Origin of the sequence: Serratia sp. CMO1 (genome assembly GCF_015689115.1) — a bacterium.
In the GTDB taxonomy this organism is placed as follows: domain Bacteria; phylum Pseudomonadota; class Gammaproteobacteria; order Enterobacterales; family Enterobacteriaceae; genus Serratia; species Serratia marcescens.
The window spans coordinates 1,329,541-1,346,011 of sequence record NZ_CP065032.1 but is presented as its reverse complement, the minus strand read 5'-3'; the positions used below and the strand labels follow the sequence as shown (position 1 = coordinate 1,346,011).

Sequence of the window (16,471 nt, the reverse complement as noted above, 5' to 3'; positions counted from 1 at the left end):
CCTTCTCGGGCCGCCTATGCCAAACTTGTCCCTTTTGCCAAAAGTAGCCCATGCTTTAACTGCTTCTTTCCTTCTGGCTAACCGGGACGCTGGCTCATGACGAAAAAAACCACCCTGCTGCAATTCTTCCACTGGTACTACCCCGACGGCGGCAAACTGTGGCAGGAGGCCGCCGAGCGCGCCCCGCACCTGGCCGAACTGGGCATCACCGATCTGTGGCTGCCCCCCGCCTGCAAGGGCGCTTCCGGCGGCTACTCCGTCGGCTACGACACCTACGATCTGTTCGATCTGGGCGAATTTGACCAGAAAGGCAGCGTGGCCACCAAATACGGCGACAAGGCGGCGCTGGAACATGCCGCCACTACGCTGCGCGAACACGGCGTGGGGGTGATCTACGACGTGGTGTTCAACCACAAGCTCGGCGCGGACGAAAAAGAACGGGTACACGTGTTCAAGGTGGACGCCAACAACCGCAACGATATCGACGACCAGGGCTTCGACGCGCTGGCCTACACCCGCTTCACCTTTCCCGGTCGCCAGGGCGTGCATTCCGAGTTTATCTGGGATTACAAATGCTTCAGCGGCGTCGATTATGTTGAGCAGCCGGACGACAAAGGGGTGTTTAAAATCGCCAACGACTACGGCGACGACGGCTGGAACGATCAGGTCGACGACGAGAAAGGCAACTACGACTACCTGATGGGCGCCGACGTGGAGTTCCGCAACGCCGCGGTGACGGAGGAGCTCAAATACTGGGCGCGCTGGCTGCTGGACACGCTGCCGTGCGACGGCTTCCGCCTGGACGCCGCCAAACACATTCCCGCCTGGTTCTTCAAAGAGTGGGCGGATCACGTGCGCGGCAGCGCGCAGCGCGACCTGTTTATCGTTGCCGAATACTGGTCGCACGATCTCGGCGCGCTGCAACAATATATCGAGTTGGTGGACGGCAAGGTGATGCTGTTCGACGTGGCGCTGCACCTGAAGTTTCATCAGGCGTCGAAACAGGGCGACGGCTTCGACATGGCGCAGATCTTCACCGATACCCTGACCGCCGCCGATCCGGCCCACGCGGTGACGCTGGTCGCCAACCACGATACCCAGCCGCTGCAATCGCTGGAAGCGCCGGTGGAACCCTGGTTCAAACCGCTGGCCTATGCGCTGATCCTGCTGCGCGAACAGGGCGTGCCCTGCGTGTTTTACCCCGACCTGTATGGCGCCAGCTACCGCGACAAGGGGCGCGACGGCGGCGAATACCAGATAGACATGCCGGCGATCCCGGAGCTGGAGAAGCTGATCGCCGCCCGCCAGCGCTTCGCCAACGGCCCGCAAACCGACTACTTCGACGACAGCCACTGCGTGGCCTTCAGCCGCGCCGGCACCGCCGAAGCCCCCGGCTGCGTGGTGGTGCTGACCAACGGCGGCGAGAGCGGCAAGACGGTCGCGCTGGGCGCCGATTTGGCGCACACCGCCTGGCGCGATTTCCTCGGTAACCGCCAGGAGGAAATCACCACCGACGACCAGGGCAGCGCCCATTTCCCGGTTAACGCCGGCAGCGTCAGCGTCTGGGTGCCGACAGGCAGCCTGTGAACGCCCGCCGCCGCGCAATGATGCCGCGGCGGCAAAACTAATGTTTGCCTTTCGGGTCTAACTTACGCTATCAACTGCGCAAGCCATTCACACCGGAGCCTAAATAGGGTACAAGGCTGCATGAAAATTCCAAAACGACTCCAGCCGCTGGTAGATGACGGGTTAATCGACGACGTCATCCGCCGGTTGAAAAGCGGCAAAGAAGCCGACGTGTTTATCGTGCGCTGCGGCGATGAGATCCGCTGCGCCAAAGTGTACAAAGAGGCCGAGAAGCGCAACTTCAAGCAGGCCGTTCACTATCAGGAAGGGCGCAAGGTGCGCAACAGCCGCGACGCGCGCGCCATGAGCAAAGGCTCCAAATTCGGCCGCCAGCAGCAGGAAGAAGCCTGGCAAAACACCGAAGTGGACGCGCTGTATCTGCTGGCCAAGGCCGGGGTGCGGGTGCCGCAGCCGGATATCTGCCTGGACGGCGTGCTGCTGATGGAGCTGATCACCGACGAAGAAGGCCTGGTGGCGCCGCGCCTGAGCGATGTCATCCTGACGCCGGAACAGGCGCGCGCCGATCACGCCCTGATGATGAACTACGCGGTGCGCATGCTGTGCGCCGGGCTGGTGCACGGCGACCTGTCGGAATTCAACGTGCTGATGGATAAAGACGGACCGGTGATCATCGATCTGCCGCAGGTGGTGGACGCCGCCGCCAACAACCACGCCAAAAGCATGTTCGAGCGCGATATCGGCAATCTGGCCGAATATTACGGCCAGTTCGCGCCGGAACTGCGCGACAGTCAATACGCCAAAGAGATTTGGGCGCTGTATCAGGAAGGCAACCTGACGCCGGACAGCGCCCTCAGCGGCCGGTTCAACGAAATCCAGAAGCGCGCCGACGTCGGCTCGGTGCTGGAAGAAATCCAGGCCGCCAGCGAGGAACACCAGCGCCGCCTCATGGCGCGCAATACGGAGGAGTAACGGCCGCGCTATTCGACGCGAAACACCTCCGGCCGCTGCGGCGTCGCGGCCTCGTGATAAATATCCCCCAGATAGCCGGCGATCTCCTCTTCGCGCAGATCCGCCGGCAGCACGATATCGTAGCTGGGAGCATATTTGCGCTCCGGCAGCGTCACGCGGAACAGCCGCCATTCGTCCCCGATGCGCTTCACGCCCAGCAGACGGCCGAACACGTTAAAAATCATCATCCGCCATTCCCCCACTCGTCGCTTTCAGGCTATAACACTGTGATGCCGCCGCAGTGAAAAGGAAAGCGTATGAGTGAAAAAACGCCGCAGTTCTGGCGCGATCCGCAGTTGCCGTTCGTCGAAGCCCGCGCCATCGCGGATGGCCGCCAGGCGTGCTACAGCCTGCACAGCCACGAATTCTTTTCCATCGGCACCATCACCGGCGGCGTCAGCACCTATGTCAACGGCGAGCGGCGCATGCAGGTCAGCGCCGGCGATCTGGTTGTCATCAACCCGCAGCAGGCGCACGCCTGCAACCCCATCGCCGATCGCCGTTGGTCGTACATCATGTTCTATCTCGATCTCGCCTGGCTCGGCGCGCTGCAGCAGGAGCTGCTCGGCGGCGAGGGCGAGCGTTTTGTTCCGTTCAGCCAGCCGCTCAGCCGCGATCCGGCGCTGTTCCACGGGCTGAACCGGCTTTATGCGCTGCTGACGGATCCGCTGTGCAGCGCGCTGGAAAAACAGATCGCCATGGTGGAGTATTTCAGCGCCCTGCAGCTCGGGCTAGGCGATGTCCGCCAGCCGGAGACGCCGCCGCATAGCCGACTGGAAGCGGCGGCGGCGTTTATCGACGCGCACTGCACCCAGCCGCTGACGCTGGACGACATTTGCCACGCCGCCGCGCTCTCCCCTTCTTACCTGATCCGCGCCTTCCGCCAGCGTTACGGCATGACGCCGCACGCCTATCTGATCAACCGCCGCGTGCAGCACGGCCATCGGTTATTGAGAAGCGGCCTGCCGATCGCCGCGGCCGCCAGCGAAAGCGGCTTTGCCGATCAGGCGCACTTTCAGCGCACCTTCAAACAGCTGTTGGCCGCCACGCCCGGCCAGTATCAAAAACCCTCCGCCAACAGATAACAAGCGCTGGCCGCCAGCAACGCCGCCATCGCGCGATTAAAGCGTTGTACGTTGCGCGCCTGCCTGAGCAGGCCGCGCAGCATCGCGCCGACATAGGCCCAGCAAGCTACCGAGGCATAGCAAATCACGAAGTAGAGCCCGGCGAACTGCCATAGCAACAGCATGTCGCCATCGCCGACAAAGGCGCCGAGGCTGGCCACCGACGCCAGCCATGCCTTGGGATTCAGCCATTGCATCAGCGCGCCGTACCAGCAGGAAGGCGCCTGCGCCGCGCCGTTGCCCAGCCTGCCGTCGTCAAACGCCAGCCGATAGGCCATAAACAGCAGAAAGGCCACGCCGGCCCACTGGATCAAGCGGGTCAGCCCCGGCCACAGGATCAGCAGTTGGTGCATGCCCAATCCCAGCAGCACCAGCAACAGGGTAAACCCCAGCGTGGCGCCGAACACATGGCGCTGGGTTGCGCCAAAGCCGAATTGCGCCCCGGCGCTCAATGCGACGATGTTGACCGGGCCGGGAGTGATGGAGGCCGCCAGCGCAAACGCGGCCATGGAAAGGTAGATATTCATGATGGACACCTGAGAAAATATTCACAGGCGCCAGAGTGCCGGGCCGCGCCGACCCGGTATTGAACAGAATTACCCTATTCGGTTTAGCGCACAGCGACGGCCCGGCGGCGCGGCAGCCCGAAGGTGTTGACCGCCATGCCGGCCAGCACCAGCAATGCGCCGCCGAACTGCGCCGGCGACAACGCTTCGTCCAGCAACAGCCAGGCGGCGAACAGCCCGACCAGCGGCACCAGCAGCGTCAGCGGCGCAACGCGCCAGGTTTCATAGCGCCCCAGCAGGCTGCCCCACACCGAATAACCGAACAGCGTGGCGGCGAACGCCAGATAGGCCACCGCCAGCCAGGTGCCAACCTGCACATGGCTCAGGCTGCTCAGCACCACCTCAGGGCCGTCGAACAGCCAGCTGCAGGCCAGGAACGGCACAACCGGGATCGGCGCGCTCCACACCACCAGCGATAAAATATTACGCTGCGGGAAACCGGCCAGGATCTTCTTGTTGGTCAGGTTACCCAGCGCCCAGGAAAACGCCGCCGCCAGCGTCAGCAGCAGGCCCGCCAGGGGGACCGCGCCGCTGCCCGGCTTATGCAGGCTGGCCTGCGCCAGCACCAGCATGCCGCCGCTGGCGATAGCGATGCCGACGAAATGGTTGACCCGCAGCTTTTCTCCCATCAGCACGACGCCCAACAGCAGGGTGAAGAACACCTGCGCCTGCAACACCAGCGAGGCCAGCCCCGCCGGCATGCCCACCTTGATGGCGACGAACAAAAACGCGAACTGCGCGAAGCTCATGGTCATGCCGTACAGCAACAGCCATTTCCACGGGATGGTCGGGCGCGGGATAAAGAAGATCGCCGGCAACGCCACCAGTAAAAAACGCATCCCGGCCAACAGGAACGGCGGCATCCCCTGCAGGCCGAACTTGATTACCACGAAATTCACGCCCCAGATCACCACCACCAACAGCGCCAACAGCCGATCGCGCAATGTCATCCTCGCCCCGCTTATCCCATTGAAAATTCGCTTTGCCTTGCAGGTTACAACCAAACCGGGCGTATGGACACCGGCACACGCCGGCGATTATTCAGGCATCAGGCCGATAAAGGTGGTCTTCTTGCGCGGGCCGGTCATCAGCGCTTCCAGCTTCGCCACGCACTGCAGGTAGTGCGGGGTCTGCTTGTGCGCCGCCACCGCCTGCTCGTCGCGATAGGCTTCATAGATGTAAAACCGCGTCGGGATCTGTTCATCCTGCAGCACGTCGAAGCGCAGGTTGCCCGGCTCTTCGATCGCGCCCAGGTGATTGGCGCGGAAAACATCGATAAATTCGTCAATTTTGTCTTGTTTAACGTTGATCTCAACCAATGTGACGTGCATGGCAACTCCTTGTTTAAACGGCGCGCCGTAACATGGCGCTTTCCAACCATAGGTTTATTCCCGTCGATTGCCCTGCCGCAACGGCAATTTTGCCGCCTGGCTCACAAATCGCGTCGGCGACGCCCACTCCTCCCCCGGCGGGGTAAGGCGGCGGCATCTATAGTTAACACTCCTCCCCCTGAGAGCATAGGCTATGGATAACTACTTGATGGCGCTGGACGCAGGAACGGGCAGCATTCGCGCGGTGATCTTCGATCTGGCGGGTAACCAGATCGCGCACGGCCAGGCGGAGTGGCAACACCTCGCGGTGCCGGGCGTGCCCGGCTCGATGGAGTTTGACCTCAGCCGCAATTGGCAGCTGGCCTGCCAGTGCATCCGCCAGGCGATGCAACGTGCAGGATTGAGCGCTCAGGCGATCCGCGCGGTGGCCTGCTGCTCGATGCGTGAAGGCATCGTGCTGTACGACCGCAACGGCGTGCCGATCTGGGCCTGCGCCAACGTCGACGCACGCGCCAGCCACGAAGTCAGCGAGCTGAAAGAGCTGCACAACCACGGCTTCGAACGCGAGGTGTACCAGCACTCCGGCCAGACGCTGGCGCTGAGCGCCATGCCGCGCCTGCTGTGGCTGGCGCACCATCGGCCGGACATCTACCGCCAGGCGGCGACGCTGACCATGATCAGCGACTGGCTGGCCAACATGCTGAGCGGCGAACTGGCGGTCGATCCTTCCAACGCCGGCACCACCGGCATGCTGGATCTGACCAGCCGCGACTGGCGGCCGGCGTTGCTCGACATGGCCGGCCTGCGCGCCGATATTCTGTCGCCGGTGAAAGAGACCGGCAGCGTGCTGGGGCGCGTCACCGAACAGGCGGCGCAGGAGAGCGGGCTGCTGCGCGGCACCCCGGTGGTGATGGGCGGCGGCGACGTGCAGCTCGGCAGCCTGGGGCTCGGCATCGTGCGCGCCGGGCAGACGGCGGTGCTCGGCGGCACCTTCTGGCAGCAAATCGTCAACCTGCCGGAACCGGCCATCGATCCGGAGATGAACATCCGCATCAACCCCCACGTCATTCCCGGCATGGCGCAGGCGGAATCCATCAGCTTCTTTACCGGCCTGACCATGCGCTGGTTCCGCGACGCCTTCTGCGCGGAAGAAAAACTGCTGGCGGAGCGGCTGGGGGTCGACGCCTACAGCCTGCTGGAAGAGATGGCGGCCAGAGTACCGCCGGGCGCCTACGGCGTGATGCCGATTTTCTCCGACGCCATGCATTTCAAAACCTGGTATCACGCAGCGCCGTCGTTCATCAACATGTCGATCGACCCGGAGCGCTGCAACAAACAGACGCTGTTCCGTGCGCTGGAGGAGAATGCCGCCATCGTCTCCGCCTGCAATCTGGAACAGATCGCCGCCTTCTCCGGCGTGCAGGCCCGTTCGCTGGTGTTCGCCGGCGGCGGGGCCAAGGGCAAGCTGTGGAGCCAGATCCTCAGCGACGTCACCGGGCTGACGGTGCGGGTGCCGGTGGTGAAAGAGGCCACCGCGCTGGGCTGCGCGATCGCCGCCGGCGTCGGCGCCGGGCTGTACGCATCGCTGGCCGAAACCGGCGAGCGCCTGGTGCGCTGGGAGCGCGAGCATCAGCCGGACATGACCCACCACGCGCTGTATCAGGAACAGAAAGAAACCTGGCGGCGGGTCTACGCCGATCAGTTGACGCTGGTGGACAACGGCCTGACCACCTCGCTGTGGAAAGCGCCGGGGCTATAAGCGCCACGCGGCATTCGGTCATAACCTTATGCCGTTTTATTCCTTTCCTCTCGGCGCGGCGCAAGCCGCGTTTTCACTCGCCGCCGCGATTGTTCCCCCTCAGAAACAGTGTAACCACCGCAGATGGATTTATCCGCGACTTGCACCTGCCGTAGATTGTGACTTCGGTCACACCGTGCCCCGCGCACGGCCTGCGCATTCACCTGAGACGAGCGGCATTATGCTGAATAATAAAGATAACCCTGCATCATCCCCGTGGCCGGCGATCTTCTCGCTGACGGTCGCCTGTTTTGTCATGGTCACCACCGAGTTTCTGCCGATCGGCCTGCTGACCAACATCGCCCCCTCGCTCGGCGTCAGCACCGGCACCGCCGGGCTGATGGTCACCATGCCCGGCATCGTGGCGGCGGTGGCCGCCCCCGCATTGAGCCTGATTTCCGGCCGTCTGGATCGGCGTTTACTGATGTTGGGGCTGTCGCTGTTGCTGATGGTGTCCAACCTGGTGGCGGCGCTGGCCGTCAACTTCCCGATGATGCTGCTGGGCCGCGTGCTGCTGGGCATCTGCGTCGGCGGTTTCTGGTCGTTCGCCGCCAACTACGGCCGCCATCTGGTGCCGGAAGCCAGCCAGGGCCGCGCCACCGCGCTGATCCTCAGCGGCATCTCGGTCGGCGCGGTGTGCGGCGTGCCGGCCGGGGCGCTGATCGGCGATCTGTTTGGCTGGCGCGCCGCCTTCTTCGGCGGTGCGGCATTGGCGGTCGGCGTACTGGCGGCGCAGCTGCGTTTGCTGACCTCGGTGCCGCCTTCCCGGCCGGTCACGCCGCGCGATCTGGTGCTGCCGCTGCGCCTGCCGATGGCGCGCATCGGCCTGATCGCCATCGTGCTGTTGTTCATCGGCCACTTCGCCGCCTACACCTATCTGCGGCCCCTGCTGCAGCAGGTGTTCGTGCTCAGCCCGTCGGCGATCTCGCTGCAGCTGTTGGCCTATGGCGCCATCGGCCTGCTGGGCACTTTCCTCGGCGAGCGTCTGGGGGAATACAGCCTGCGCGCCACCTTTATTCTGATCGCTGCCATGCTGGCGGGCATTTTGATCGTTTCGCCGCTGCTCAGCGGCCTCGCCGGCGCCACGCTGATGGTGCTGGTGTGGGGGCTGGCCTTTGGCGCCGTCCCGGTGTGCGCCACCAACTGGATGTTCGCCGCGGTGCCGCAGGCGCCGGAAGCCGGCCAGGCGCTGTTGGTGTGCGTCATCCAAATCGCGCTGGCCTCCGGCGCGCTGCTGGGCGGCGAGGTGGTGGACTGGCAGGGCGTCAGCAGCGCCATGCTGTTCGGCGGCGCGCTGATCCTCTCCGCCACGCTGGTGTTCGGCCTCAGCTTGCGCTCCGGCGCGATTGGCGCTAAACAGTGTTAATCATTATCTATCTGCAGAAACATGCCCCGGCCACCGCCGGGGCATGGCGTTGAGAACCTATGGACCATCATTTGCTCGCTATCCGGGTATTTAACCGCGTGGTGGAAACCGGCGGCTTTACCCGCGCCGCCGATTCGCTGGGCATGCCGAAAGCGACGGTCACCAAGCTGATCCAAAATCTGGAGGATCACCTGCAGACCAAGCTGTTTCAGCGCACCACTCGCAGCGTGTCGGTCACCCGCGAAGGCGAATGCTATTACCAAAATACGGTGAAATGGCTGGCGGATTTGGAGCAGATGGAGGGCTGCCTGACCGAGTCGCAAAGTTCTCCGCAGGGCGTGCTGCGCATCGACACCGGCAGCGGCACCGCTCGCCAACTGCTGTTGCCGGCGCTGCCCGGCTTTTTGGAACGCTACCCGCAAATCCAAATCGATCTCAGCATCGGCGATCGCGTTATCGATCTGATCAGCGACAGCGCCGACTGCGTGATCCGCAGCGGCCCATTGGCCGACTCCAGCCTGATCGCCCGGCGTCTGTTCGATCTGGACTGGGTCAGTTGCGCCACCCCGGCCTATCTGGCGCGCCACGGCACCCCGCGCCACCCGTGCGATCTGGAACAGGGCTTTCCGATGGTGCACTACCGCCATCCAGTCAACGACCGCATCCATCCGCAACGCTATGTCGAGCGCGGCAAAGAGATCGCCATCCAGCAGCACTACCCGGTCAGCATCAATGAAGGCAACGCGCTGCTGGCGGCGAGCCTGGCCGGATTAGGCATCATCCAGATTTATCGGTTTATGGCGCAGCCGCACCTCGAGCGCGGCGAACTGGTCAGCCTGCTGCACGACTGGCAGCCGCCGCCGGAGCAGATGTACGTGGTCTACCCGTCCAATCGCCACCTCAGCGGCAAGCTGCGGGCGTTCATCGACTGGGCGGTGGAGACGTTTCATTAACCGATCGCCCCGGCTATAGTGGCTTCTCTTACGGACAATAAAAACGGGCAAACCATGCATATCGAACCGCTGCTTGCACATCGTCAGCGCATTGACGAACTGGCCGAATTACTGCATCAGGAATGGGGCGCCTTTGCGCAGTGGAGCAACCGCGACGCCATCAGCCGGCGGCTGGCTGAACGCTGTGCGCCCGAGAGCCAAGGCGTCGTGTTGCTGGCGCTGTCGCCGCAGCAACAGATCGTCGGCACCGCCAGTTTGACGCGGTATGAATTGACAGATAAACCGGAGCGCCAATACTGGCTGAGCGAAGTCTTTACCCACCCGCAGCACCGCGGCCAAGGCATTGCCCGCGCGCTGCATCGAGCACGGCCTAACCCAGGGCATCAGCGAACTGTATCTGTATACGCCCGACCAGCAGACGCTGTATCAGAAACTCGGCTGGCGCCCTCTAGAGCAACGCCAGGTCGCCGGTGAAACCGTCACGGTGATGAGCCGCACGCTGTAGCCGCGCGCAGTGTGGTATTATTTACCGCATAGTGATTCACCACGGACAACCACCATGGCCTATATCCCCAAAAACTATGCGAAGCTGGAAACCGGCTACCGCGAAAAAGCGCTGAAACTGTTCCCCTGGGTGTGTGGGCGCTGCTCACGCGAGTTCGTCTATTCCAACCTGCGCGAACTGACGGTGCACCACATCGATCACGATCACAGCAACAACCCGGAAGACGGCAGCAACTGGGAAATGTTGTGTCTGTATTGCCACGACCACGAGCACTCGAAATACACCGAGGCCGATCAATACGGTTCGACGGTAGTGGCCGGTGAAGACGCGCAGAAAGATGTCGGCGTCGCCACCCACAATCCGTTCGCCAACCTGAAAGCGATGATGAAGAAATAATGCCGCAAACAGCTTAATAGCCAATTAACTTATTAAGCTGTTAAATTAATAAACCCACCTCCGCATCGTCACTTCCCAGAGAATTCCTACTTACCCATCCGGGCCATCCAGAGCAAAATAAGCTGCACAGTTAACGACATACTGGCTTGGCAAGCCGCCGCAGTTGGTGCATATTGTTCGCGAGTTGTTCTTGTTAACCTGTTTGATTATCAACCTAATAAGCACATTAACTTAATAAGTTACCTGCTTAATAACTTGAGAGATGGCAGCATGATTGTTCTGATTGGCTCGCAAAAAGGCGGTGTCGGCAAGTCGACGAAAGCGGTGAATATCGCCGGGTATCTGATTCTTAAGCAAGGCAAGACGGCGATCATCGTCGATGCCGACGACCAGAAATCGATCATGACCTGGTACAACGACCGTCAGAACGTCGAGGGGCTGCCGCACATTCCGGTGGTGGCCGCGTCGGGCAAAATCAAGGAAACGCTGCTGGAGCTCGATCGCCATTACGACTACGTGATCGTCGACACCGCCGGCCGCGACAGCGCCGAACTGCGCTCCGGCCTGCTGGCCGCCGATCTGTTCCTCTCGCCGCTGCGCCCTTCGCAGATGGATCTCGACACCATCGGCTACCTGTCGGAGATGTTCTCCACCGCGCAGGAATACAACGAGAAGGTCAAAGGTTACATTGTGCTGAACATGTGCCCGACCAATATCTTCATTAATGAAGCCAACGAAGCGGCGCAGGTGCTGAGCGAATACCCGGAATTCACCCTGGTGAGCCACCGCCTGTGCGATCGCAAAATTTACCGCGACGCCTGGGGCGAAGCCATCACCGTGCATGAGGCGAACAACGAAAAGGCGCAGGCCGAGATCGAATGCCTGGTGAAAGAGGTGATCCTGTGAAGAAGCGCACCCCCACCCACCGCATGTCGGAAGACGAATTCATCAACAGCGCCACCTCGCACACGTTGCCGGTCGCGGCGCCCGCGCCGGAAACCAAGCCGGCCGGCCGCAAGCGCACCTATAAGGCGATTTCCGTCAGCCTGACGGACAACCACATCGAAGCCATCGATGAGGTGATCGTGCAGGCGGCGCGCAACGGCATCGTGCGCATCACCCGCTCCGACATCATCAAGCTCGCCATCGACGGGCTGGCGGAGAAAAGCGAAACGCAGCTGCTGGCATTGCTGAAAAAACTCTGACCGCACGGCAGCCGCCGGCTGACCACGCCGGCGGGCCGTTAAACGGATGAAAACTGGCGCGGGAACGGCATAGTACGATAGGTTTTGCCTGTGGCCTTATGCAGCGCGCTGGCCACCGCCGGAGCGACCACCGCAGTCGACACTTCCCCGCATCCCTGCGGCGCACGCGCGCTGTCGAGCACCACCACTTCCACCTTGGGCATTTCGGCGATCGCGAGCAGCGGATAACGATCGAAATTCCCTTCCACCACGCCGCCCCGTTCAAAATGCAGTTCGCTGTGCAGGCAGGTGGTCAGCGCAAAGCCGATGCCGCCCTCTACGTTGGCGCGCACCAGATTCGGGTTTATCACCTTGCCGCAGTCAATCGCGCATATCGCGCGGAGCACCCGCAGTCGCCCCTCCTGAATGGCGATTTCAACCACCAAACCGACGTAAGTGGTGAAAGCGTTATTGCGGCCAACCCAAATATTGCACGACATCCCGCGATAAACGCCCGGCGGCGGTTCATGCTGCCAACCAGACGCCGCCGCGGTGGCGTCCAGTACGCGCAACGCTTCCGGGGTGTCCTGCAACAGATGCCGCCGATACTGGTACTCGTCCAGGTTGGCCTTATGGCTGAGTTCGCTGATAAAGCTTTCCAAAAAGAACAGGCTGGCGACGCTGCCGACGCCGCGCAGATAGCTCAGGGAAATCGGCTGTTCGACGATGCCGGCCTCCACTTTCAGATGAGGGATGCAATACGGCGTGCTGTAAACGCACTCCACCATACTTTCATCCCATCCCCCGGCCTCGTGTACCGTTTCGCGCCGCATCTGCCAGAAGAGCGACTGCCCGGCATAGCGCGCCCACAGTGCCTGCGGGTAGCCGTTTTCATCCAACAGCGCCCGATAATGGCTGATGCAGGCCGGACGATAGTATTCATGCCGCATGTCGATCTCGCGCGGATAGATCACTTTGACCGGTTTCCCCACCGCCCGGGAGGCGGCGGTAGCATGCATCACGGCATCCGGCAGATATTTGCGCCCAAAGCTGCCCCCCAGGTAGGTCGTATTCACCACCACATCCGTCGGCTTCAGCCCGAACATTTTCGCCAGAACGTTGCGCACCATGTCCTGCCCCTGGAAAGGGCCCCAGGTTTCGATACGGCCCTCTTCATAATGGCTGGTGGCGTTGCAAGGCTCCAGGGTGGCATGCGCCACATAAGGCGCGCTGTAACGCGCCTCATGCAGGCGCGAATCCTGCTCAGCGTTATGAATCAACGCCGACGCCTCGCCGCGATCGACCGCCGGCACCAAGGTATCGCCGTCCAGCATCGCCAGATTCTCCGCCGCAATCGCGCTGCCGGTCAGCGCTTGCCCTGCGCCCGGCAGCCAGTCGACCTCCAGCAAATCCGCCGCCTTTTTGGCCTGCCAGTAGCTCGCCGCCACCACGATCACCGTATTGAGTGACATATCGTGATCCAATCCGACCATGTTGTTCATCGACCACTGCCGGGTCAGCACCAGATCCACCACGCCCGGCATGGCCCGAATCTGCCGTTCATTACGCACGGCGACCAGCTTTCCGCTGAGGTCGGGCACCATCCAGGGTACGCCGATCAGCATCTCCGGCAGATCGATATCGATACCGTAAATCGCACTGCCGTCCACTTTCTCCGGCGTATCGACCCGCAACAGCGGCTTGCCGATGAGACTCTCTTGCTCTTGCGCTTCGCTCTTTAAAGCAGGCTGCGGATCCAACGGCAGCTCGGCGGCATAGCGCACCAGATCGCCATAGGCGATCTTGCGCTGCCCGCCCTCCTCAAGCACCCAGCCTTTCTCCGTGCGGCACTGCTGCGGTGAAAGCGCGAAATGTTTTGCGCCGGCGCGCAGAAAGAAATCTCTCGCCTGTGCGCCGGCCAGCCGGGTGCGCTGATAAAATTTGGTCATTGAGGTTGAAGCGGCGACAAACTGCGCGAAAGCCTCGCCCCCGGCAACCTGACGGTAAGCATCACGCCCGGTGACGAATTTCACCGTCACCTGCGCCCAATCGGCATCCATCTCCGCCGCCACCACTTCGGCCAGGCCGGTATAAATCCCCTGCCCGACCTCGCATTGCGACACGCCGATGACGATGCGCCCTTCACGATCGATCCAGATCCAATCGTTCAATTCATACTGGTTGTCCGGAGGCGCCGTGTCCTGTGAAACCACGGCCGCCAGGCTGCGCGTCGATATCGGCAGCAGCATGGCGGCCACCGCCAACGCGCTGCCTTTTAACAAGGTTCTGCGGGTGATCGCCATACTCAGGGTTCTCCCTTGTCGGCGGCGCGGTGCACCGCCGCACGGATACGGTGGTAAGTGGCGCAGCGGCACAGATTGGTCAGGCCCGTATCTATCTGCCGATCGTCCGGCCTCGGATGTTCCGCCAGCAGTGCGCTGACCGCCATGATCATGCCCGATTGGCAGTAGCCGCACTGCGGCACATCCTCCGCAATCCAGGCCTGCTGCACCGGATGACTGCGATCGGTGGACAACCCTTCGATGGTGGTCACCTGCCGATCGCGCACCAATTGCAGCGGATAGCAACATGAACGCACTGCCTTACCGTCGACATGTACCGTACAGGCGCCACCGGCGCCGATACCGCAGCCGAACTTGGTGCCGGTCAACTTAAAATGTTCTCGGATCGCCCATAGCAGCGGCGTATCCGGCTCGCCGTTAAATTCGACCGCCTGGCCGTTCAGATTGAACTTCATGCCATCCTCTCTTAGATCAATGCTTCATCCGACGTTTCACCCACGCCCCGATGACGATCAATGCCAGCAATACACCGCCCCAGAACACATAAGGCAATGACGCGATCAACAGCGGTTTTTCACCGCCCGCCCGCTGCCGAGCCACTTGCTCCGGCGTTATCCTGACTGCCGGATTGCCGAATTGCTGCAATACATAGTTGCCCAACTCGGCCAGTTGTCGGTCATCCAGGCTATCGGCGAATCCCGGCATCCAGGTTTGCAGCGTCTCTCCCTGGCGCTGCACGCCATGCAGCATCACCATGATCAGGTTATTGACCCGCTCGCTGCCTACGGTGGAATTGTGAGTCAAAGCAGGGAAATGGCCGTCATAGGCGCCTTCGCCGCCCAGGCGATGGCAGCTAGCGCAGGCAGCGGCATACAGCACCTGCCCGGCTGCACGGCCTTCACCGCCCCCTTGGTATTGATAGGCTGCTTTCGTTCCTTGCACGGTGACGATCGGCGGAGTCTGTTTAAGCCAGTCGGCGATGGCGTTGAGATCGTCGTCACTCAGGAAACGCAGGCTATGCTCCACCGCCTCCGCCATGCCGCCGGCCGCCTGGGCTTTGTCATTGCGCCCAGTACGCAGATACTGCACCAACTCTTTCCGGCTCCAGCCGCCGATGCCGCTGACGGGATCCGAGGTGATATTCGGCGCGATCCAACCGCCGGCCTCCCCTCCCGCCAGATAGCGATCGCGGCGTTCCGCCATCAGCCCGTTACGCGGGCTGTGACACGCCGAGCAATGCCCCAAAACATCTACCAGATAGCGACCCCGCGCTTTTTTCTCATCTTCATCGATGGGCGCTTTTTCCAGAAACAGCCAGTTCCAGCCGTGGATCGCATAACGCCAGGAAAAAGGGAACGTCAGTTGGGTCTCAGGCACCGCACGATCGACCGGTGCGACCCCGGTCATAAAATAACGATACAGCGCGTGCAGATCGTCATCGCTCAACCCCCGATAAGCGGTATAGGGCATGGCGGGATACAAGGGTTGGCCGTCCCGCCGGATACCTTGCGTCAACGCGCGGCGAAACTCTTGCTCACTGTAGTCGCCAATGCCGGTCCCCTTGGCGGGCGTGATATTGCTGGCGATGATGTCGCCCATCGGCGAAGCGATGGCATAACCGCCGACGTAGGGGGCGTCCTGTTGGCTGCTGCCGCGGTGACAAGCCGCGCAATCTGCGGCGGTAGCCAGATATTTTCCGCGTGCGATGACCTGTTGGTCATTCTGGCTGGCGAAGACCGGGCAGGAGAAGATCCCCAACGCGATAACGCACAGCTGTTGTGCTCTCCGCCAGCGGCCGTTCACGCTTCACCTTCCGGCTTCATCGCACCCGCTCGCTCCTCCGCCAGCAGCGCAAACTCGTCCGGCAACAGATTTTCCTGTTCGAGCATCGCTATCGCGTTATGCTTGATGCCAAACAATACGCGGTAAAAAGCCTCCAGATCGTTGGCCGAAATGCCGTTGAGCAGTTTTTCCCTCGCTTGCTGGCTGGAATGATCCAACTGCGCCAGCATCTCCTGCCCGGCCTCGGTCATTCTCACCCCTTTGGCGCGCTTATCTTCGGACAGAGCATCGCGAGCGATCAGCCGGTTTTTTTCCAGAAATAGCAGCGCGCGCGACATCGTCGAGACTTCGGCGTTCAAATGCTGCGAAACGTCTTTCAACGTGCAGCCATCCCCCAGATCGGCAATCGCACTCAGCGCCAGCCAATGCGGGCGCGTCAGATTGGTCATTTTCACCGACTGGTCCATCGCCGTGCGCCATAGACGGTTGGTGACATCCAGATGGATGCCCAGTGCAGCAGGAAGTTTGCGTGGTTGAGACATATCAGATGGCTCTCTATTATTTATTT

General features: G+C 62.0%; 17 protein-coding genes and 1 pseudogene. 10 read left to right on the top strand and 8 right to left on the bottom strand.

Translation table 11 applies throughout. The features are described 5' to 3' along the window. Positions 1-96: 96 nt before the first annotated feature. Together amyA and IT763_RS06335 are read left to right on the top strand one after the other, a co-directional pair. A complete protein-coding gene (gene amyA, locus IT763_RS06340) occupies positions 97-1,587 on the top strand; it encodes an alpha-amylase (RefSeq protein WP_016928608.1) in 1,491 nt (496 codons plus the stop codon). Positions 1,588-1,707: 120 nt separating this feature from the next. Beyond that, positions 1,708-2,556, top strand: a complete 849-nt coding sequence (locus IT763_RS06335) for a PA4780 family RIO1-like protein kinase (RefSeq protein ID WP_015377080.1) — start codon at positions 1,708-1,710, stop codon at positions 2,554-2,556. 8 nt (positions 2,557-2,564) lie between these two features. Here IT763_RS06335 and IT763_RS06330 read toward each other — a convergent pair whose 3' ends face one another. Further along, a complete protein-coding gene (locus IT763_RS06330; protein WP_015377079.1) occupies positions 2,565-2,783 on the bottom strand; it encodes a hypothetical protein in 219 nt (72 codons plus the stop codon). A 69-nt stretch (positions 2,784-2,852) separates the two neighbouring features. Here IT763_RS06330 and IT763_RS06325 point away from each other — a divergent pair, with 69 nt between their 5' ends. Further along, positions 2,853-3,680, top strand: a complete 828-nt coding sequence (locus IT763_RS06325) for an AraC family transcriptional regulator (RefSeq protein WP_206195266.1) — start codon at positions 2,853-2,855, stop codon at positions 3,678-3,680. Here IT763_RS06325 and IT763_RS06320 read toward each other — a convergent pair. From IT763_RS06320 to lsrG, 3 genes are all read right to left on the bottom strand, one after another. Beyond that, the gene (locus IT763_RS06320; protein WP_033640997.1) at positions 3,656-4,246 is read right to left on the bottom strand and encodes a LysE family translocator; all 591 of its coding nucleotides are present in this window, start codon (positions 4,244-4,246) and stop codon (positions 3,656-3,658) included. The genes IT763_RS06325 and IT763_RS06320 overlap by 25 nt on opposite strands. Positions 4,247-4,329: 83 nt before the next feature. Continuing rightward, complete coding sequence (locus tag IT763_RS06315) at positions 4,330-5,235, bottom strand: O-acetylserine/cysteine exporter (RefSeq protein ID WP_004939557.1); 906 nt, start codon at positions 5,233-5,235, stop codon at positions 4,330-4,332. 87 nt (positions 5,236-5,322) lie between these two features. Next, positions 5,323-5,616 carry a (4S)-4-hydroxy-5-phosphonooxypentane-2,3-dione isomerase gene (lsrG, locus tag IT763_RS06310; RefSeq protein ID WP_033640998.1) on the bottom strand — a complete coding sequence of 98 codons (294 nt, stop codon included), beginning with the start codon at positions 5,614-5,616 and terminating at the stop codon, positions 5,323-5,325. A 193-nt stretch (positions 5,617-5,809) separates the two neighbouring features. Here lsrG and lsrK point away from each other — a divergent pair, with 193 nt between their 5' ends. The 7 genes and pseudogenes from lsrK to IT763_RS06275 all read left to right on the top strand — a co-directional run bounded on the left by lsrK (position 5,810) and on the right by IT763_RS06275 (position 11,839). Then, complete coding sequence (lsrK, locus tag IT763_RS06305) at positions 5,810-7,375, top strand: autoinducer-2 kinase (protein ID WP_033645833.1); 1,566 nt, start codon at positions 5,810-5,812, stop codon at positions 7,373-7,375. 220 nt (positions 7,376-7,595) lie between these two features. After that, positions 7,596-8,780: an MFS transporter gene (locus IT763_RS06300; RefSeq protein ID WP_016928616.1), complete on the top strand. Its 1,185-nt coding sequence runs from the start codon at positions 7,596-7,598 to the stop codon at positions 8,778-8,780. Between the two features lie 59 nt (positions 8,781-8,839). Then, a complete protein-coding gene (locus IT763_RS06295; protein ID WP_206195265.1) occupies positions 8,840-9,733 on the top strand; it encodes a LysR family transcriptional regulator in 894 nt (297 codons plus the stop codon). A 54-nt stretch (positions 9,734-9,787) separates the two neighbouring features. Beyond that, a pseudogene (locus IT763_RS06290) lies at positions 9,788-10,238 on the top strand (GNAT family N-acetyltransferase). Between the two features lie 54 nt (positions 10,239-10,292). Then, positions 10,293-10,634 (top strand): HNH nuclease YajD, encoded by a 342-nt coding sequence (gene yajD / locus IT763_RS06285; RefSeq protein ID WP_016928619.1) that lies wholly within the window; start codon positions 10,293-10,295, stop codon positions 10,632-10,634. A 270-nt stretch (positions 10,635-10,904) separates the two neighbouring features. Continuing rightward, a complete protein-coding gene (locus tag IT763_RS06280) occupies positions 10,905-11,540 on the top strand; it encodes an AAA family ATPase (protein WP_015377071.1) in 636 nt (211 codons plus the stop codon). Then, positions 11,537-11,839 carry a hypothetical protein gene (locus IT763_RS06275; RefSeq protein ID WP_082996970.1) on the top strand — a complete coding sequence of 101 codons (303 nt, stop codon included), beginning with the start codon at positions 11,537-11,539 and terminating at the stop codon, positions 11,837-11,839. Before IT763_RS06280 ends, IT763_RS06275 begins: the two co-directional genes overlap by 4 nt. 38 nt (positions 11,840-11,877) lie before the next feature. On the opposite strand, the gene IT763_RS06270 is transcribed toward IT763_RS06275, so the two are convergent. Genes IT763_RS06270 through IT763_RS06255 form a run of 4 tightly spaced genes read right to left on the bottom strand, consistent with a single transcriptional unit; the run spans position 11,878 to position 16,445 of the window. Beyond that, positions 11,878-14,121 carry a molybdopterin cofactor-binding domain-containing protein gene (locus IT763_RS06270; protein WP_049299481.1) on the bottom strand — a complete coding sequence of 748 codons (2,244 nt, stop codon included), beginning with the start codon at positions 14,119-14,121 and terminating at the stop codon, positions 11,878-11,880. Positions 14,122-14,123: 2 nt separating this feature from the next. Then, complete coding sequence (locus tag IT763_RS06265; RefSeq protein WP_206195264.1) at positions 14,124-14,576, bottom strand: (2Fe-2S)-binding protein; 453 nt, start codon at positions 14,574-14,576, stop codon at positions 14,124-14,126. A gap of 16 nt (positions 14,577-14,592) precedes the next feature. After that, the gene (locus IT763_RS06260) at positions 14,593-15,924 is read right to left on the bottom strand and encodes a cytochrome c (RefSeq protein ID WP_240429731.1); all 1,332 of its coding nucleotides are present in this window, start codon (positions 15,922-15,924) and stop codon (positions 14,593-14,595) included. After that, positions 15,921-16,445, bottom strand: a complete 525-nt coding sequence (locus IT763_RS06255) for a MarR family winged helix-turn-helix transcriptional regulator (RefSeq protein ID WP_080350166.1) — start codon at positions 16,443-16,445, stop codon at positions 15,921-15,923. Before IT763_RS06255 ends, IT763_RS06260 begins: the two co-directional genes overlap by 4 nt. Positions 16,446-16,471: the final 26 nt, after the last annotated feature.